Raw genomic sequence first — 19,295 nt, 5'->3', positions numbered from 1 at the left:
GGCCTCCTCACCTCCCAGATCGAGGACATGCGCAACGACCTGGCCCTCGACATCGACTACCTCGGCCTCGTCGTCAACCACTACGACGCCCGCCGCGGGTTCATCGCCACCTCCTCCCTCCAGTCCTGGATGGACATAAAGGACCCGAGAGTCGTCGGCGTCATCGGAGACCTCAAAGAACAGAAAGAGGCCGTGCGCGCCAAACTGCCCCTCCTCGCCTACGCACCGCGCTGCGAGCAGTCCGTCGCCCTCCGCGCCCTCGCCCGGGAGATCAGCAAGTGAGCAAGGCCAAGAACCTCGGAGCCGGCGCATCGTTCGCCCAAGCACGCCCCATCAGCGCCCGCCGCGCCGCGATCGGCGCCGTGACCGTAGCCCCCACGGCAGGCGTTCCCGACCCCACCGAACTCCCCCTCGACGCGATCAGCCAGAACCCCGACAACCCCCGCAACGAACTCCGGGACCTCGAAGGACTGGCCGACAGCATCCGCGAGATCGGACTCGTCAACGCCATCACCGTCGCCACCCGCGACGCCTACCTCGCCGAACGCCCCGACCGGGCCGACGACCTCGACGACGGCGCACGCTACATCGTCGTCGACGGCCACCGCCGACTCGCAGCCGCACGCCTCGCCGGCGCCACGACAATCCGCGTCAGCGTCGACAACGCTCTGGTCTCCACAGACGAGGCACTCCTCGAAGCGGCCTTCGTCGCCAACGTCCACCGCGACGACATGAACCCCCTCGAGCAAGCCCACGCGCTGCAGCAACTGGTGAAGTTCTACGGGTCGCAGAACAAGGCCGCCAAGCGACTCGGTATCGGGCAGTCGACCATCTCGTCGAAGCTCTCCATCCTCGAGCTCACCCCCGAGCTCCAAGCCGACCTCATCGCCGGCCGACGCACGATCGAGCAGGTCCGCAACCTCTCCAAACTGTCGGCCGAGGAACAGCGGCACAAGGCGGACCAACGCGCCGCAGCCGCCAAGAAGAAGACGCCACCGCCGACGGACCTATCACGCCGTGATAACTCCGAACCGCCGCAGCCGAACTCCAAGGGCGGAGTCATCACGACCACACAGGCGGGCGACCTATCACGGCGTGATAGGTCAGCCCAGGCCGATCCCGGCGACCAGCCTCATGAGAATCTCCCGGAGCAGCGCACCGAGCCACCCCACTCCGACACCTCGCCGATGGGGCAGCGGGATAGCGGCTCTGCGGCCATGGACCTGGCGTACACCCAGCTCGACCCGGCGCAGCGAAGCTCGTTCATCCAGCGCTACTTCCAAATCACCAGCGGCGTGGAAGAAGTGGCCACCCATCTGGGACATGGACTCCTCCCAGCGGATCGAGCGGAACTCGCAGCGGTGCTAAGACAAGTCGCTGACCTGCTGGCGCATGAGGCATAAACCCCGACGCGTCCGCTTAACCAGGCAGGGCCATGCCCGGCCCCTGATGCCGCACCCACCCCTGTTGCGGGCCCTGCTGAACTCGCGCACCTCACGCGTAGCTCAGCAGGGCCCGCAGTCTGATACCGGAGCCGCAAACACCTGCCGACCGATGAAGAGCCAGGTCGACCTGCGCCTCACCCACCTGCGCTACCGGGGCAGACCAGGCAAAGTGCACCTCCAAGCACGTAGAGAAGCGGCTACCGTCCGCCGATGCCCCGGTAGCCGTGTCCGAGCCCGCGGCGTCGCCCGCGCGGTGGGGGAGCAGCGGGAGCGGTGAGTGCGGTGATGACGTTGCGCGCGGCTTGGGGTGGAAGGCCCGCGCTGACGTGGCCGGAGTCGAGGACCCGCGCGTAGGCGCCCGCCCCGTACGAGATGAGGGCTTCGGTGAGCGCGGCGGCCGCGGTCCGGGCCGACCCCTCACCCCACCCGGGCTCGGCCGGCGGAGCCTGCCGTGGAGAACCGTCCGACGGCGCGAGGAGTGCGGCCAGGGCCTGGGCGTCGGCGGGCTCCAGGGTGAGGGAGAGGAGCGCGGCGCCGAACTGGTGGACGCGGTGCCGCATGATGCCGTGCGCGGCCAGCGCCCGGCGCAACTCCACGCTGACGGTGGCGCTTGCGCCGGAGGCATCGCCGCGCGGGGCAGTCCCGATGCGGGCTTGTTCGGCGCGTTCGGCGACGGCGGCCGCCGCGACCGGCACGACGGCCAGGATCTCCGCGTACTCCGGACCGAGCCGGGCCAGGGCGCCGGCCAGAACCTCGAGGGCGGAGGCCACGTCCTCCACCGCGCCTGCGCTCCACCCGCCCGGGCTCACGGCGTCGGCCAGCGCGCACGCCGCGACGACGGCCTCCTCCGCCAGCACTTCCAGCCTGCCCGGCCGTCCTTCGTCAACCAGCTCCATCCCACCCACGTCCTTCCACGTGTCCTGGTCGTGCGCGCCGGGATCACATGATGACGATCATCGCGCCCTGGTGGCCTCTCCCCCGACGCGCGGAAGCCAGCTGCTATGGACCGGTGAGGACGTCGTAGCTGCCGATGAGACACCAGACGATGTGCTGCTCGCCGACCATGCTGCATGTCCATTCCCGCCCCAGATGAGCTCGTAGACGCCGGGGAACGGCGAGCCCCCGGCGGGCTCTCGGACAAGGCGTGCCAATTGACACGCCGGACACGGGCGACGGCTCCAGGCAGAGGCCGAAGGGCGAACCGGAGACCAAGGGCCACCAGCCTTCAGAAAAAGACCCTGCACGCTCCCCTCGTCTACGGTGACGCGCCCGTGTGTGAGACCTGCGGGACGGCGGCCGTGCCCAGCCCGGCGGAAGCGGGGCTCGGGAAGCCCGGAGCCTACTGGTGGTGCGAGACCTGCCAGATCACCCAAGGAGCCCGCAGCCCCCTGTAGCACGACACGGCACCGGCGATCGGCGGCCCGCCCTTCTCGGAAGGATGGTGGGCCGCTGATCTGCGCGATAGGCGAGTTGGACATTTGACCAGAACACGCAGCATCCGAAAGACGACATCCGGGCGAATCGAATAGAGCGCGTTAGTCATATTTTCGCCCGGTGGCGAAGGGTGGCGCTTACTGCAGTCCCCCCTCAGATGGTCCGTGGCGACCGAACGCCACCGGCAGACTTCTCTACGTAATCACTACGCAGCGCGCAGCTATGAGCTGCGAGTCGCTTTCCGAGGCATGCCTGAAGGAGTAAGCGCGCTCCCCGCGAGCGCCGATCACCATGCTGATCAATGTCATCCAGGACGTGACGTACGAGGTCATCCTCGCTCTCATCGTCGCGATCGTCATGGCATACGCCAGAACGCTGAGAGCACGGCGCCGGCCTCAGCGCGACAACGAGAGCCAGGCGCCGGAAGCGCCCACACAGGCGCCGCCGCCAGTCTGCCCGGCAGGCCGCCGCAGGCGACCTCGTTCTCTCACGCGCATGTCGTCTTCAGGACGACGAAAGGAGTCATCATGAGGACGACGGACGGAGACGCGCGACCGAACGCCGAACCCGAACGAGACCGGGCCTGGGCCCGCCTGGCAATCCCTCCAGCCCAGTGCGCTGGAGGCATACCCGCGGCACCGAGCGACACCCGAGAACTACACGACGTCGCGTTCCGCTACGACCGCATCGTCAAACGAGCGAGGGAGACAGTCGGGCGAGACGTTGGCAAGCCCGACATTCTCGCCGCACTCCGCGTAGTGCGAATCCTGCGCGACAAGCTCAAGGAAGACGAGCGGGACCTGATCGACCTCGCCCGCTCGAAGAACCTGACATGGGCCCGCATCGCGGACGCACTGGAACTCAGCAGCCGTCAGGCAGCCGAGCGTCGACGCCTGCAACTCAGCCAAGCAACGGCCGGCGACGGCGTCGTACCCCGCACGCAGAGCGACCGCGTCGAGGCCGCCCGAGAAGAACGCCGACGGCGCGCCGAACGGGAATGGGCGTACGCCAACAGGGAGCGGATCCGCAGGACCGCCATCGCCGTGACGGCCATCAAGGATCTGCAGGAGCGCGCCGATCGATCCCCTGAAGCCCAGGTGATGGCCGCACCGATCACCTATCCCAACAGGCCCCATCGGATGACCTGGCCCCACGCCCTCAAGCAGGTCCTCGCCGACCAGGACCGATTCCGTCTCGCTCCCGAGGACCACGTACCCACCGGCCCGGGCCACGACCCCCTGCAGGACTGGCACATCAGCATGAAGGAGGCCCAGCTCGCCCACACCATGGTCGGCCTCCTCCGATACGCGGCCAGCAGCCGCTACATCGACCTATCGGACCACCCCGACCTGCTCAAGGCGATCCAAACGCTTTGCCAGGAGTTCGAGGAGAAACACCGACACGACTGACAGCGGCTGACGAGACACACGGCGCCCCGAACTCCAACGGAGCGCCGCTCGCGTCACCGGGAAGGACAACACGGCGGCGCCGCTTGCCACACGATGCGGCGCCAAGCCGGGGCATGAGGACCGCGACCACAGCTTGAGCGGTCTGCCAGGCCCTTGAGCCGCCACCCGACGCAGCACCCGTCACGGCACGTTGAGGATCTCGTGACCGCCGATCCGCCGCCAGACGATGTGCTGCTCGCCACGAACCGTTTCCGGACCAGGACCATGTCGCTCGACCGTCGCCGTCGCAGGTGAGTTCGTAGACACCGGGTGCGCGGCGCACGCCCTTGATACGGAGGCTGGCGTGGAAGCGTCCGCGTCCGGTGCGTAGGTCGGGACGAAGGCGTCCTGGACGATGCGGCGGAAGCGTCGACGTTGGGTGGGGGTGAGGTGCTGGAGGTCGGCGGTGAAGCGGGGGAGGGTCTCGAAGGTCGGCACGGTGGTCTCCTCCGGGCAGCACGACGAAGCCCCCGACGGATGACGGGGGCTGCTGTAGGCGGCGCTCGTTGGTGGCACGCGTTCCTTGGTCTGCGGGGGCGCTCAGTGGTGCTTGTTGGTGTCGTTCGGGTCGTGGTGTGCGTGCTGCCGGAGAGCGATGACATTCGCGTCCGGCGCGGCGCCGCTTCCCGCCCGGCGGGCCCCGGTGAAGAAAGTTCGGCCGCTGCTCCCGCCTGGCGGGACGTGCCGCTGATCGGCCTTTTCTTGCAGGTCAGAGCGGTGTGGCGTGGTCTGCATGACAGTGGATATCAGGGTTGTCCGGGCCGGTCGGATGTACCGCTACTACCTCCGCGAGACCGTGGTCGGCGACGGCCGCCGTCCGGCCCGCACACCGCTGCGGGCCGCCCAGGAGCAAGCCGGGGCCCCGGCCGGGCGTTGGATGGGCCGGGGACTTGCCGCGCTCGGGCTCGCGCCGGGGGATGAGGTCACGGAGGCGCAGCTGCGGAACCTGTTCGGCGAGCGGGGTCGGCATCCGTACGCGGACCGGATCGAGGCCGACCGGCTCGCTAAGGGGGCGTCGGCGAAGGAGGCGTTCAAGGCCGGCGCCCTCGGACGCCGGGTGACGGTCACTGGGGTCGATTTCGTGTTCCGGCCGCAGCCGACGATCTACCTCCTGTGGGCGTTCGGGGATGAGGAGACCCGTCTGGTGATCGAGGCCGCGCACGAGCGGGCGATCGGGCGGGTGCTGGAGTGGATCGAGGACGAGGTCGCGGTGATCCGCTACGGCAAGGACGGCATTTACCGGGTGCGGCCGCCCAGTGGTCTGGTTGCCGCCCGCTTCCGCCACTACGAAGCACGCTCAGGTCGACCCTTGCTCCATGACCATCTGCTGCTGAGCGTGAAGGGGCAGCGTCCAGGCGGGAAGTGGGGCTCGATCCACACCACGGCCCTGCACGAGAACACGGTCGCGGCCTCCGCGCTCTACAACGAGCTGGTGGCCGCTGAGGTCTGCGAGACGCTGGGCCTGGCGACCGAGCCGCGCACCGTCACCCCAGGGCGCCGGCCCGTGATGGAGATTGCCGGGGTGCCGCACGAGCTGATCCGTTGGACTGCCCGGCGCAGTGACCAGATCGCCGCCTGCCTCGCCGAGCTGGAGCACGAGTACGTCACCGCCGTCGACGACGACGGCGAGTTGAAGTTCCTGCCCGTGGTCTCGGAGCGGGCCCGCGCCAAGATGAACCAGATCGCCGCCCGCAAGACCCGCCCGCCCAAGCGGAAGACCCAGCCGCTCGCGCAGCTGCGCGTCTGGTGGAAGGTGAGCGCGATCCTCACCTCCAAGGTCGCCGCCGACGTCATCACCTCCCTCCTCGAGCACGCCCGCGCCGCGGCCGCCGCGATCCGGGCCCGCGTCGCCACCGTCGTCGACATAGCGCTGGCGGCCGTGGACGTCACCGCGACGGTGTTCGTGATGAACGAGGGCGGCCGCTTCCATCGCCGGCACCTGCTGGCCGAAGCCCGCCGCCACCTCGCCTTGGTTCTGCGCGGCCAACTTCGCGAACCCGGCCTGGACGAGGAGATCGTGGCCGCCGCCATCTCCACCCACTGCCTGGACATCACCGAGCCGAAGACCGTACGCGGCCTGGAGGCCGGCTACCGCCTCTACACCGCCCGCTGGTCCCTCGCCGACCTCCCCGCCCGCCGCCGCCCCCCGGCCGCCGCGCCCGAGCCGGACCAGCAGCCGCCGGCCGATCCCGGCGAACCGCCCGCGCCCCGGCCCCCGGGTCAGGACGCGGGGGAGTGGGAGATCCCCCGCATCCCGCTCCAGTACGAGCGCGCCGTCATGGCCGGCGCGGTGGTGCGCGAGAAGCTGCGCGCCACCACCGCCACCGTCGTGCGGGGCCGGGCGTACGACGTCGTCGCCCACCAGCAGGCGGCGATGCCCGAGCAGCTGCTCGCGCCCGAGCCGGCCGACCCCGGGCACGACGACCAGGAGCTGAAGGCCGGTCGCGGGGATGCGATCGACATGACGGCGCTGCGGGCCTTGCGGGAATCCCGCACGGACGTGGAAGCCCTCGATCTCACGGCCGACCGGCTGGGCCGCCTCCAGGACGCGTTCGCCAAGTTGGGCGACGACGCCCGCGCCCGCGCCGACCGCGTCCTTGCGGACCGCGCCACCGGCCAGGACGACGACATCGGCGCGGTGCGCCTGGTGCGCCCGGACGACCAGCAGGCGCACCGCCCTCAGCAACCCGGACCGCACCGCGGCCGGGAGGCTGGCCACTGAGTGGACCCGATGGTGCGCACCGGGTGCGGTGGTGCGCACCGACGACGCCCCGCCCCCACTCCACCGAGTGGAGTCCACCGTCCGGGAGTGGACGACACCGTGCTCGGCACCCACTCCACCGAGTGGAGCCCACCGGGTGGAAGTGGACGCCACCGACGGGAGTGGGGCCGCGCATCCACCCGGTGCGTTTCTCCTGACCTCGGCTCAGGTCAAGGAGAAACGCACCACCTCCACCGTCTCCACCCGGGCCCACTCCACCGCACCGCGTCCACCCGGTGCGCACCACTCCCGCGCGCCGGCCGCACCGGTGCGCGCACCGCCAACCGAGTGGAGGCGCACCGGATGGACGGTGGTGCGCATTGTGGTGCGCACCGGATGGGCTCGGTGCGCACCGGATGGGCGCACCACCGCACCGGTGCGCACCTGGTGGGTGCGCTCCACCGCACCGGTGCGCTCCCACCCGGTGCGGTGGTGCGGTCAGAGGTGCGCACCCGGTGCGGAGTGCGCCGCGTGCGCCAGCGCCAGGTGCTCGTCGCGCATCGCCTCCAGGGTGGCGCAGGTGTCTCCGTGGTCGTCGGGGTCGGGGATCACATTCTCGACGAAGCGAATGATGCTGCGGGCGATGCCGAGCACCGCCGTGGTGGCGGAGTCGCGCGCCCAGTCCCGCAGCGCGGACAGCAACACGCACCCGACCTCGTCCAGCACGAAGGAGTCCGCGCACAGGTCGGCAGCCTCCCCGTCCACGGCCGTGACGGGCCAGATGATGTCCTCGGCGAGCCGCAGCAGGACGAACGCCAGTTCCGGGGTCGCCTCCACCCGCCCAGCGGCGTAGGTACCGCCGCCCGTCTGCAGCGCCAGGAGGTAGTCGAAGCCCTGCTCCACCTGCTCGGGCGTCAGCGGCGTACGGGTCGGGATCAGGTACGGCATGAACTTCTCCTCACGATGACCGCCGTGCGACTCACGGCGTCGTCCCAGCAGGGTCGGCCCGCCAGCCTGTGGACAGAGACCAGAGATTTCTCCCCCCGAGCCGAAACCGGCGAATCGGGTCTGCAAGGGCCAAACCGGGCCCCCTTGTCCAGGGTGGTCGGGCCAACCACGAACCCGACCGCACCCCCTTGTCCACCTCTGCTACCACCCCGCCCACCGTCGTGTTTCTCCTTGACCTGGCCACGGTTAGACCGCGGACAAGGGGGTCCCCTGCACGCTGCTCCCTCGATCCCCGCCCACCAGGGCGGCCCGAAGCGAAGGAGCCACTGCGATGACCACGCACCGACCCCCGGCAGGCGCCCGGCGCGCCCGCCCCGACCACGGGCCCGACCAGCAGCGGGCAAGCCGACCCGGCCTCCTGCGGTGCGCACTTGGGAGGCCACTGTGGAACCCACTTTGGTGCCCGGCACCGAGCCGGACGGAGGAAGCCCAGGTCAGCACGCAAATTCGGCCACGCGCCGCGTTGTCACAACCCTCTTATCTACTCCTGAACTTCTGTGTGATGTCCGTAGAGGAGGAGATCATCGGGTTCGGGGGCCGGGTGCCCTTGGCGGCCGGGCGCGGCCTGCGCTCGGCAGGTGGCCGCGCGTGCCAGATGACGGGGAAGGAGCGCAGCTGATGGCGGTCAAGCGTGAGGAGAACCCGGTGGGGTCGTCGAACAACCTGCGCGGTGACGTGCTGCGCGTGCTCGGAGTGCTGAAGGTCGCCACGGTCGAACAGATCCAGCAGATTGCAGCCCCGCACCTGAGCTACCGGCACACCGACAAGCCGACCCCGTCGAAGCGGAAGCAGGCCCGCACCGCCTCCCACACGGGCGCGCTGTCCGATCTGCGCAAGCACGGCCTGGCGGAGAACGGCGGGCAGCTCCCGGGCGGGGACAGGCTGCGCAACCTCACCCCGATGGGCCTGAAGGCTGCGGCTCGCGAGTTGGGGCGGCCGGTGGGGGAGATGGGCGACCCGGCCCGGGGCGCCGGGCGCACGGGCGCCTCCCACCCGATGACGGTCAACGAAGCCGTGCTCGCCCTGCTGCGCCCGAAGCCGAAGCTGTCCGAGCTCGCCCGCGAGCCGGCCGACATCCGCGCCGCCGCGCAGGCCGCCTTCGACGCGCCCGCCGGGTTGGGCACCATCGCCTCCTACGCGACCGAGGTGGCGCTGCCCGCGACGGGCACATGGGCCAACCCGGGCAAGGGCGGCGCCCAGGCGGACATCGTCATCACCGCGCCCGAGGACGGGGTGCCGCTGCTGTTCGTGGAGATCGACAACTGCTTCGAGTCCGCTCAGGTCCTCGCCGCGAAGATCGACAAGTACATGCGGTTCTGTCAGCGGAAGGTGAAGGACGTCGACGGCCTTGAGCGGCCGATGTGGCGCACCCGGTGGTGGGTGCCCGACGGCCGCCGCGGCGACCAGCCACACCCGCCGCTGCTGCTCGTCTTCAACCGGATCGGCCCGCGCAACCCCAACACCGTCATCGCGCAGCTGGCCGAGCTGACCGAGCGGCACTGGAAAGGCATCTGGTACGAGGGCGGCTTCCACATGTACGACGGCAAGCTGCCTATCGTCGTCACCGGCATGAAACAGCTCCAGGAACACGGCCCGGCCGGAGCGGTCTTCCGCCGCTTCGGCCGACCGCACAACCAGGCGCTCCTCGAAGCGATCGGCAACCCGCGCCGCGAAGCCCACGACGCCCACCAGCAGGCCGAGTACGCCGCCCGCCGGCGCGAGCACCAGGAGGAGCTGCGCCGCATCGCCGCACAGCACAAGGCCGAGCGAGAGGCCCGCCGCCCGGTGTGTGCCGACTGCGGCACCCCGTTCACCGACGAACGGTGGAAGACCATCGAGCTCGCCGGGTGGAGCGCCCCGCGCGAGACCCACCCGCACCTGTGCGACGACTGCAAGCAGCGCGCCCACGCCGCCGAACGGCAAGCCGCGCAGGCCGGGCCCGAGCACCAGGAGCACGACCAGGCCGTGCCCGAGCAGAAGGCCGGCGGCACCTGGCTCTCCCGCTTCCGCGGCTGACGTCCGGACGGAGACCACGGCCGGGCAGGACGTCCTGCCCGGCCGCTACTCCCAGGGCGGTGGCAGCGCGTGCCACAGGGCCCTGAGCCAGTCAGGCGGGTCTTTGTCCACCAGCCGGTTGGTGATGGAGCGGGCGGCGCTCTGAAGGGTGCCTTGGCCTATCGTGGCGGTCAGGCTGGCACCCACGGCGGGCTGCTGCGGGCCGGGGGCGGGGTCGGGCGGCTGTGCGGGTGCGGGAACGTTGTTCCGGGTCATGACGCTGCTCACCTGATCCAGGGCCAGCGCAGCGCGAAGCCCGGGGCGTAAACCCGGGCTTCGCGCTCCCCCTGCAGTTCACCTGCTGAGGTGGATACGCGGTCCCCACACGAACTCAGGTCGGACATCCTGCACATGCATACCACCCGCCCCTGATACCGCTACGTAGTGGTGGGCCGGGCGTTACCACCTTCTTCCGTGCTGGCTCCTCCATTCGGTGAGCGTGGTGAGGGCCTTGTGGGCGCGGGGGAGCTGTCCTCCGAAGGCGCCGGCGCGCAGGAGCGGCCAGGTATCGGTGAGTTCCGCCTCAATCGCAGCGGCGAGGCCGTTGCCCTCGTAGCCCCAGGTGGAGTCGAGGAAGAACTCTCCAGACCAGGGGTAGGCGAGAAAGTCGCTGTCGGTGTCCATGGCGATCATGGAGGCCAGGAACTCGAAACGGGCGCATGCTTCGCGGTAGGCAATGTCGCTGGGCTCGACGAGCCGGAAGGGCTCGCGCAGCGTGTCCTTCAGCCAGTTGCTCTGGGGGTAGAGGAACTTGCCCCCGTTCCCGGACGGATGCATGTCGTGCATGCCGTCGGCGATGAGAACTCGGTTGGGGTTGAGGTACCAGGCTGGCCCCTGGCGGGCGTTGCTGGAGTGGGGGAAGGCCCATTCCGGGTGGTAGAGGACGGTGGCCAGCAGTTCCTCGCGGCGGTTGAGGATGGCGGCGACGCCGATTGTCCAGGTGGCCAGGAGCGCAGGAAGATGGCGCAGCTTCTCCAAGTACTCGTTGTAGGTGCCCGGTGTGGTATCCCGCAGGCGAACGAGGCGTTCGACGGTCCGCTGCCATACGAGGTCGTGCGTGCCGTCGTCATGGAAGGCGCCGTTGGCCAGCAGATGCAGCAGGGTGTCGCTGTCGGCCCGGTAGCCGCGGACGTTGGATCCAAAGGTGTCGGCCCAGGTGGCGGACGTAGCAAGAACCGGCCTGTGCTCGGGCGTGCTGCGGCCGACGATCTGGGTGACGGCCTGGTCGACGAGGTCGAACAACTCGATTCGGCGTAGAGGGTCGGGCAGGGCTCGCTTGAGCTGTACGACGGCGACGTCCCGGGTGATGGGCGCGGTGGTCAGCCGGTCCAGGGCTTCGACGCGGCTCACGAGGCCGGTGAACAGCTCGTCGGCGTTCTTGCCGTCGATCACCACCGCGCCGTGTTGCGCGGTGAGGGCCCGGGCGGCGTCGTTGAACCGGCCGTACTGGGCCCAAAACATCGGGTACCGGCGCGACCGGGTCCCCTCGACGGCGCGGACGAGCGCCTTGTCCCAGTCCGCGGACCAGCCGCACACGATCAGCCCGTACTCGTCCAGGATCCGTTCTAGGAGCTGCCGGAGTTCGTCGGGGTAGGTCTCCAGCTCGTCGACGGTGTTGCGCTGTTCCAGGTCGGCGTAGTCGCCGTGCAGCTTGATCACGGTGACCTGGCTGTGGGACAGCGGCTGCATGCCCTTGATCTGCTCCGGGCGGCTTACCACCTGGGGAAAGATTCCGACCTCCTGCAGCGCCCGCTCGGTCAGCCGGTCGAAGTTGGTGGTGAGGATGACGCGGATGCTGCCGCGCTTGACCAGCTGGGCGATGGCCCGGTGCGCAGCGGTAGGGCCCTTACTGTCCTCCTGGCCTTCCTCGGGCTCGAAGTAGCCAGCGAGCATTGCCTGCCGGGAGGCGGGCTTCGGTGCCGCGGCGGCCAGCAGGGCGGAGTAGCCAAGGGGATCGCTGGTGTTGGCCTCCCACCACTTTTCGGGGTCGGCCATGGCTTCGGCCCGGGCGTTGGGGTTGTCGGGCTCGCGGACGGCGGCGACCTTCCCGACGATGTCCTGCACGACCCCCCAGCCGGTCTTCACCCCCGAGGCGATCGAGATGCCGGCCCCCAGCAGCAGCGCGTACACGCCCGGACTCGAGTGCACGTTCAACGCCATGGCCATCGGGGGCTCGATGAGCCCCCCCGCCGGGATGGCGACCGGACCGGTCATGTCTTCGCTTGCCACGCACGCCTCCTTTCGCTGATGACTCGCCCGGTGGGCGAAGACCCATCAGCTCCGACAGCAGAATACCGGATTAATCGTCACCGTGACGAGAAGGGGGATTCTTCTTGGGGACATGGAGAAAGGCTCACTCGACGTTGAGGTGCCGCAGGGGAGGAGCGACGCCTGAGCGGGCCCTGGCAGGGTTCCTGCGCAAACCGCTGCCGTCAGGGTCGGTTGTCCTGCCACCATCGGCACGAACACCCGCAATCGGACGAGGAACGATGGCCAACTTCAGCTACGGCAACGCCTACAACGTGAACGTACGCGCGCAGGAACGCGTGAACTTCCACCTCGGCTGGGACGTGCACCGGCTTGCCCTGACCTTCGAGGTCACCGCGCACGGCGACTACACCGTCGACGCCCCATTCCTCGTCACCGGCGGCCTCTGGGCCCACGACATACCGGGTCCGGCAAGCTGGATCGGCACGCTCGCCTCCAGCCGCCCCATCGGGCTGAAGCCGTTCGCGACGACGCTCACCATGGAGGCCACCGTCACCGAAGCACAGCTCCGCGGTCTGGAGAAGGCCCGGGCAGGTGCCGACCTCACCCTCACCGCCGGTCTCACCCTTACCGGTCTTGCCGAGACGAAGCACTGGCCAGTCGCCGACGTCCAGGAACCCGTGCGCATCCCGCACGCGACGTGGAGCAACGCGATTACCCAGCTCGATGCCGGCGCCTTTGTCGATGTCCTCGTCCCGCTCACCGAGGTCGAAGCCCGTGCGACTGCCACCCGCCGGATCCGCGAGGCGAAAACCGCGATCCGCGACGGCCGATACGAGCACGCCGTGACGCTTGCCCGCCAGGCCCTCGACGCCGTACGCGAGACCTGCAACACCCAGAACGTCTACAACCGAGCTGTGAACAAGAAGGCGGCAGAACGCGACCAGGAGGAGCGCTGGGCCATGCTCACTCAGAGCGCCTTCGCGCTCTTCAGCGGCGCCCCGCACGACGACACGGGCACCACCGAACACTTCACCTGGACCCGCGCCGATGCCGTCGCGGCGGTCGCCACCGCCGCAGGCCTGCTCGCCCGGCTGGAAGACCTCTCGTAGCGGCGTTGTCTGAGCCCGGCCCAATGCACTGCCCCGACAGAACCGAGCAGCGGGGCCGGGCAGGATCATCCTGCTCGGATTTGCTGCCCGTTCCTGGCTGAGGCGGCTGCGCGGCTCCCACGCGAACTCGAGGTCGTTGAGGAAGACGATCTTCAGATCCTTCTTCTACTAGCTGCGCAGACCGAACGGGTGGGGCTCCATCCGCTCCAGGATGACCAGGATCTCGGGCTGCCCGATAAGCGCGTACTGGCCGTGCGAGGTGGAGATTTGTATGGGGCGTGTCACAGCGGGGGGCGATCGACTGAGAGACGGCCTGGTATCACCTGATACTCGGATCCTTGCCGTCGTATGACCTGCAGGATCAGGAGCAGAGTTGGCCAGCAGCACGCAGGGCACTCCGTTAGCGGTGTCGGAGCGAATCAGAAGCCTGCAAGTGTCCGTCAGGCAGGACGAGCGTGACCTTGTTTGGAAAAGGCGGCGCGCCCGATGGTGCGGGACAGCGCTGACGCTGGCTGCTATGTCCAGCACGGGACTCGTGGCCTGGTCAGCTGTGCAAGCAGGTCACCATAAGGCCCTGGTCACTGGCAACGCCGTCCTGGTGACGGTGTTGGTCTTCTCGGTCCTGACCCTGCTCGTGGCGTCCGTTGACCACCTCGTGAAAGCGCACAACTTTCTGGAACTCGGCCCCGCCATGGTGCCCGACCGGTACGACCATAGCCGCACCGAGATGCAGGAGCGTCTGGACACAAACCGAGAGGCCCTTCGGCTGCTGAATGCCTTGTCGCAGGCCCCTTTGAGGGAGCGCAGAGGGTTGTACCGCGAGGATGTGGCTGAGGTCATCGTGCAGTACCAGACCGAGAGCCGGAAGTACAGGCGGGTTCACAACAGCTTGCAGAACCTGGTGATGATCGGTTCCACCGCGATGACGACAATTGCCGCGCTGGAGGCGAAAGACTGGAACTGGCAGAACATCACTGTGGTCTGTCTCGCGTTCAGCGTGACCGTCGCCACCGCGTTCAGCGGCTACTACAAGTACCGGGAGCGCAGCTACTTCCTGCGCCAGACCGCTGACGCCATCGAGGAGGAGACGAACGCGCTGGCATTGGGTGTCGGGGAGTACCGCCATTTCACTCAGGACCAGGGGGATGAGGCGCTAGCTGTGTTCACGCAGCGGGTGGAGGCCCTTCGTAACGAGCAGCGGCGTCGTGAGCAACAACTTGACCAGCCTGCGGACCAGACATCCCCCCTAAGCCCTCCTTCCGCCTGAGTGCTCGGGACCTGTGCGTGGAAGGGGCCGGGGCGCGCATGATGTGCCAGCTGGTGCGCGGCGTGGTGACGGCGTGGGCCAGGACGACGACGGCCTGACGCCCCGCACCGCCTCGGGCCCACGCTCCAACGTGGTGGACTTGATCGGTCGCCCAGTCGCTCAGGCACTACCACGGGTGCAGCCGCCCGAGCCGGTAGCCGGCCCCGGCCGTGAGTGCGGCGGCTGCGGTGACGTCGACGCCCATCATCACGCCCACCGCATGCCGATCGCGGACAGCAGCTCCATGCGCTCCGGCGTCAGCGTCGCCGCCCGGCTGCGCTGGTTGCCGATCCAGGCGCCCAGCTTGTGCTCCCGTTCCTCCTGGTCTTCGCCGGCGATCCGCTCAACCCACTTCCTGGGGACCTGGAGGTGTCCCTCGCGCTCGTAGAACTGCTTGGCGGCCTGGTAGTTCATCGCCCACTTGTCGGCCTGCGTACGGCGCGGGCGCGGCTTCTCGTCCTCGCTCGCGGGTGTGATCCCGAGGACCTGCTCACACAGCCACTGCTGCACCGCCGTGAGCTTGTCCCAGCCGAGCCGCTGCGCCCGTACCCACCGTCCGAGGTCCTCGCCCCGGTGTACGACGATGCCCGGCTCGGTGGGCAGTTCACCGCCGGCCTTCTCCAGGTGCTGCCTTGTGAGGTGGAAGGCCCTCTGCCATTCGACCGGCCAGGCCGGGCACCAGGAGGGGTCGATGTCCTCCAGCTGCTCGCGCCGCTCCTGCGGCAGGGCGCCGGACCAGGACTGAACCGGCAGACCTTCGGCCTGGCGCTGTTCGAGTTCTTGGGAGCGCCGGACGGCGGCGCGGGCGTTCTTCAGCCAGATGCCGACCTTGTATCCCTGGTGGGCGGCGTCCAGCGGGGCCAGGAGATGCCCGTGTTCGGCCGCCCACCCGCGCGCGGCCGCGAGGCCCTCCTCCCACGCGACGTCGTAGTGCGACCAGATCATGCCGAGCTTCTCCAGCTGCGCGACGCGGTCCTCGGCCATATCGCCGCGGGCGTAGAACCGGCGCGCGTCGGCGGTCCACTGCCCGAGCGGGAACCCGGCGAGCGAGGCCGGCCACCCCTCGCCCTCCGCCTCCTGGTCGTCGACGGCGGGCACCCGGAACGTGAACGGCACGCGGAGGTCACCATGCTCGCGGGCGTAGATGACGGCGGCCTCCACCCCGCGCCGCCAGTGCTCGTGTTCCGGGTTGAGGACGCGCAGGTTGATGAACGCGGCAAGGGCGGCCGGGTCGCGGGGCGTGGAGAACTTCAGCAGGGCCTTAGCGGGGGCACTGACGCCTCCGGAGCCCTCACCGCTCCCACCCGTGCTCGCGCCGCTTTCGTCCTTGCTGACGGGCTTGTAGCGGCTCGGGGCCTGCTGCTCCGCAAGGGTCTCCACGATCCTCGCGTCGTGTGCCCGCAACGCCTCCAGCAGCTTGGCCAGCCCGCCGAACGCCCGGCTCGTGAGCATGTTGTCCGCCGTCTCGCCCGGCCCGAGCAGGACCGGCACGACCAGGCTGGCCATCTTGCCCTCGTCGGGCTGCATGCGCAGCGCGCGGCCGACGGCCTGGACGAGGTCGGGCATGGAGCCGCGTACGTCGGCCCAGTAGACGGAGTCGCAGTTCTTGGTGTCGACGCCCTCGCCCAGGACCTTCACCGAGCTGAGGTAGCACTTCTCCACGACGGTGCCGTCCGTGGCGATCCCGGCAGCGAACTCCCCGAGGAGCCGGCGGCGGTGGAGCGGCTTGTGGTCGCCGCACAGCCAGTCCGCCCAGATCGTCTTGGGGTACAGCTCGGGGTCGGAGACGTGCAGTTGCGCGGCGACGTCGGGCAGGCCGGCCGCGAACGCCTCGGCCTCGCGGACCTGGTGGTGGAACACCAACGTGCGCCGGAAGCCCTCCTCGGCCGACGCCTTCACCAGGGCGGTCTGCAGAGCGGCGAGCCGCGCCCCACGGACCTCGTCCGAGCGGCCTTCCGCGCCCAGGAGCTGCGCGGCCTGGAGCGCGGTGTCCGTCACGTCCACGCACACGACCTGGTAAGGGGCACAGATTCCCCGGTCGATGGCCTCCGAGAGCGTCAGCGTGAAGCAGCGGCTGCCGAAGGGACCCTCGGGGTCGTCTTCCATGCTCGCGACCAGCTCGCCCGGTGCGCCGGCCTCGTCCTCGTCCCCGAGCTGCCACAGCCGCGGCGTGGCCGTCATGTAGAGGCGGCGCAGCGACGGGATCTTCTGGTTGTCGTGGACGACCGCCCACGGCTTCCCGATCCGGCCCGAAACCCGGTGGGCTTCGTCCACCACGATCAGGTCCCAGGCCGCGAGGCCCCCGGCGTGCGCCCGCTCCAGCGTGCCCAGCCCGAGGCTGGCGTACGTGGCGTACACGGTCACCTTGTCCAGGCCCCGCGTCCATTCCACCAGCTCGTCCCCGTCCGTGGTGTTGGGGAAGGACACCTCCTCACCCCGCAGCGAGGACACCCCGATCATCGGCCCCCGGCGGCCTCCCTCGCGCCACGCGGCCTCGGTCTGGGCGAGTAGATCCAGTGAGGGCACGAGGACGAGGACACGGTTCGCGTGAAGCTCTTCGGCGCTGCGGGCAGCGACTAGGGTCTTGCCGGATCCGGTCGCCATGACCACCTGGGTGCGCAGCCCGCGCTCGGGCGTGAGCGCTCGGGCGGGCAGTTCGAGGGCTCGGAGGATCGCATCGACGGCTTCTCGCTGGTGAGGTCGTAGGTCCACGCCGGCTCTTCCTGTTGGTGGGGGCTATGGAGTGTCTGCGTTTAGGTGGCGGTGTAGGCGAGCTCGGCCAGCTGAAGGGCGTCGGCGAGGCTTGTCTCGTCGGTGAGGTCGACGCTGACGCGGTACTCCCGGTGCCCGGTGGTGAGGGTCCGGGCGGACTTGATGCCGAGCTCGTCGAGTTGTTGCCGGCTGTAGTTGAGCCGGAGGTTAATGGTGCTGTACTCCGCGTAGACGTAAGCGAAGCCGCCGAACTGGGATCCCTGCCGGCGCAGGCGCAGGTAGCGGCTGTAGTCCAGGGGAGCGTCGGGCAGTGCGTTCTTGCGCTTGATGCCGTAGACACCGACGTTGTCCCACCGAGTCGTCTCATCGAGGAACCGGACGAACAGGCCGGGAGCCGGGCTGCGGAGCAGCAGCTGACGCACCGTCTCCTGTCCCTCGTCAGCCACTCCCGGAATCCGGGCAGGCAGTGTCCCGCTGTTGCGGCCGCCGCCGGGGACTACCGAAACGGCACCACGGTGGTGGTTGGTCAACTCCTTCAGTACTTGCGAGGCATCCAGCTCCTCAGGGGTGCCCTCGAACTGGAACACGGTCACCTTCATGAGATCCCCTCCAGGCTGACTCCCCGCGCACTCTAACACTAACTATGTGTAGCTAGAGCAACTATGCATAGATGCTCTAGACTTGCCGGGAGACGTGAACGGGTCTGTTTCGACACCGTGTTGGGGCTGTGATGGCAGAAGGCTTCGATGGACGGAGCTGTGGTCTGACGGCGCAGCGACCTTCAAGCGAGTTGAGCCGGCTTCTCTCGCATGAGGTGAGCATGACACTCTGGGCCACCTACGGATATTCGTAGGCGCCACGAGGACCCGGTTCTCAGTTTGATAACGGGCCTGCTCAAGTTCGGGCCCCTTTACCAGCCCCCTTTAGGCGCAGAGAGGCCAGGCCCGTTATCCAGAACGCGATCGCTGCATCAGAGCGAGCAGCAGCCAGAAAGAGTTATGAAAACGTTATAGATGAGTTTTTGCAGACAGGCGCTCTGAGCCTTTGAACGGGTTCTCGCAGCTCACAGAAGGGGGCTAGCGGAAGAGAACGGCGAAAGTCGGTAACCCTCTTCTTGTCGAAGAGGGAGCGGGGACCTGCTGGACGAAGATATTCCGTTCAGCGCCGCTGTAGGCTGTCTGCCAGCATGAATGAGAGGGAGCTCCCCGCCACCCCGAGCCGCCAAGCATCCAGGGGTGAACAGCGTGCTCCCTCTCTCGACTCCGAACAGTTAGGACGAAATCGTTGTGTTGAATTATACCCTGCCGTTCCCTCCGGAATACATAGAGCATCATTTGGGGAACAGTCGCCTAGCTCAGAAATGTGGGCGGTAAAAGAGATGGGAAAGTTCGAAGAGAATACGGGTCCCTTCTTTGAGGTAAAGCTTGGAGAATGGCGCCTAGTAATCAACAAGACTCCAAAGTGGCCAGTCGAAATCGGCAAGCGAATCGCGCTCGGCATCGGCATTGGCATCGGGTTTAGTATCGGAGGTATCGGTATCCTGTCGCTGGTCTCAGATTTCAGCATTCGTTAATGACGAGACCTTAAATTAGCGACGAACAGACCCTGTCCTTCTGGAGTGTTCCCCAGGGGAACACTCCAGAAGGACATCTCTTGTCGCTTCACATACGAGCGCGGAAACACGGTTAGCAGCCGTTGTCTCTAGTCGGGCTAAGCCGGCTAAGCGGCGGGTGGGGCATGTTCCCTGTGGGAACGCCTGCGGTCCGTACCGCGGTACGGGCCTCCATGCCTTCCTCTTCCGAAATGTGCGATGTGCCGGTTTGGTGTCAGTGGGTGGGTGTCAGTGACGGCATGTCAGGCCGATGC

Annotated in this window: 13 protein-coding genes and 1 pseudogene; 7 read left to right on the top strand and 7 right to left on the bottom strand. The window is 68.6% G+C overall.

The genetic code is table 11. The annotated features are described in order from the left end of the window. Both IE106_RS29620 and IE106_RS29615 read left to right on the top strand, forming a co-directional pair. A pseudogene (locus IE106_RS29620) lies at window positions 1-282 on the top strand (ParA family protein); the annotation flags it as partial. After that, a complete protein-coding gene (locus IE106_RS29615) occupies window positions 279-1,403 on the top strand; it encodes a ParB/RepB/Spo0J family partition protein (protein WP_189538322.1) in 1,125 nt (374 codons plus the stop codon). The pseudogene IE106_RS29620 and the gene IE106_RS29615, both read left to right, overlap by 4 nt. A 239-nt stretch (window positions 1,404-1,642) precedes the next feature. On the opposite strand, the gene IE106_RS29610 is transcribed toward IE106_RS29615, so the two are convergent. After that, window positions 1,643-2,341, bottom strand: coding sequence for a hypothetical protein (locus tag IE106_RS29610; RefSeq protein WP_189538321.1), 699 nt, complete (start codon window positions 2,339-2,341; stop codon window positions 1,643-1,645). 1,065 nt (window positions 2,342-3,406) lie between these two features. On the opposite strand from IE106_RS29610, the gene IE106_RS29605 reads away from it, so the two are divergent. After that, a complete protein-coding gene (locus IE106_RS29605; RefSeq protein ID WP_189538320.1) occupies window positions 3,407-4,288 on the top strand; it encodes a hypothetical protein in 882 nt (293 codons plus the stop codon). 180 nt (window positions 4,289-4,468) lie between these two features. Here IE106_RS29605 and IE106_RS29600 read toward each other — a convergent pair whose 3' ends face one another. Beyond that, window positions 4,469-4,765 (bottom strand): hypothetical protein, encoded by a 297-nt coding sequence (locus IE106_RS29600; protein ID WP_229840925.1) that lies wholly within the window; start codon window positions 4,763-4,765, stop codon window positions 4,469-4,471. Window positions 4,766-5,060: 295 nt separating this feature from the next. On the opposite strand from IE106_RS29600, the gene mobF reads away from it, so the two are divergent. Then, window positions 5,061-7,049 (top strand): MobF family relaxase, encoded by a 1,989-nt coding sequence (gene mobF / locus IE106_RS29595; RefSeq protein WP_189538319.1) that lies wholly within the window; start codon window positions 5,061-5,063, stop codon window positions 7,047-7,049. 204 nt (window positions 7,050-7,253) lie between these two features. Here the strand turns inward: mobF and IE106_RS29590 are convergent, their stop codons facing one another. Further along, a complete protein-coding gene (locus IE106_RS29590; protein ID WP_189538318.1) occupies window positions 7,254-7,490 on the bottom strand; it encodes a hypothetical protein in 237 nt (78 codons plus the stop codon). Between the two features lie 36 nt (window positions 7,491-7,526). Continuing rightward, window positions 7,527-7,976: a hypothetical protein gene (locus tag IE106_RS29585; RefSeq protein WP_189538317.1), complete on the bottom strand. Its 450-nt coding sequence runs from the start codon at window positions 7,974-7,976 to the stop codon at window positions 7,527-7,529. A 678-nt stretch (window positions 7,977-8,654) separates the two neighbouring features. Here IE106_RS29585 and IE106_RS29580 point away from each other — a divergent pair. Then, window positions 8,655-10,052 (top strand): replication-relaxation family protein, encoded by a 1,398-nt coding sequence (locus IE106_RS29580; RefSeq protein ID WP_189538316.1) that lies wholly within the window; start codon window positions 8,655-8,657, stop codon window positions 10,050-10,052. Window positions 10,053-10,490: 438 nt separating this feature from the next. Here the strand turns inward: IE106_RS29580 and IE106_RS29575 are convergent, their stop codons facing one another. Further along, entirely contained in the window at window positions 10,491-12,320 is a 1,830-nt protein-coding gene (locus IE106_RS29575; protein WP_189538315.1) for an SIR2 family protein, read from the bottom strand. Between the two features lie 260 nt (window positions 12,321-12,580). Here IE106_RS29575 and IE106_RS29570 point away from each other — a divergent pair, with 260 nt between their 5' ends. After that, window positions 12,581-13,411 (top strand): hypothetical protein, encoded by an 831-nt coding sequence (locus IE106_RS29570; RefSeq protein WP_189538314.1) that lies wholly within the window; start codon window positions 12,581-12,583, stop codon window positions 13,409-13,411. A 517-nt stretch (window positions 13,412-13,928) separates the two neighbouring features. After that, window positions 13,929-14,678, top strand: coding sequence for a DUF4231 domain-containing protein (locus IE106_RS29565; protein ID WP_229840922.1), 750 nt, complete (start codon window positions 13,929-13,931; stop codon window positions 14,676-14,678). 246 nt (window positions 14,679-14,924) lie between these two features. On the opposite strand, the gene IE106_RS29560 is transcribed toward IE106_RS29565, so the two are convergent. Then, on the bottom strand, window positions 14,925-17,429 hold the full coding sequence (locus IE106_RS29560; RefSeq protein WP_189538313.1) for a DEAD/DEAH box helicase: 2,505 nt from the start codon (window positions 17,427-17,429) through the stop codon (window positions 14,925-14,927). Between the two features lie 41 nt (window positions 17,430-17,470). Beyond that, window positions 17,471-17,875, bottom strand: coding sequence for a hypothetical protein (locus IE106_RS29555; protein WP_189538312.1), 405 nt, complete (start codon window positions 17,873-17,875; stop codon window positions 17,471-17,473). Window positions 17,876-19,295 lie beyond the last annotated feature (1,420 nt).

It is taken from the genome of Streptomyces roseolilacinus (assembly GCF_014649335.1).
Lineage (GTDB): Bacteria > Actinomycetota > Actinomycetes > Streptomycetales > Streptomycetaceae > Streptomyces > Streptomyces roseolilacinus.
Note: the sequence above shows the minus strand (reverse complement) of the source record. Positions and strands in the feature narration are given on the sequence as shown.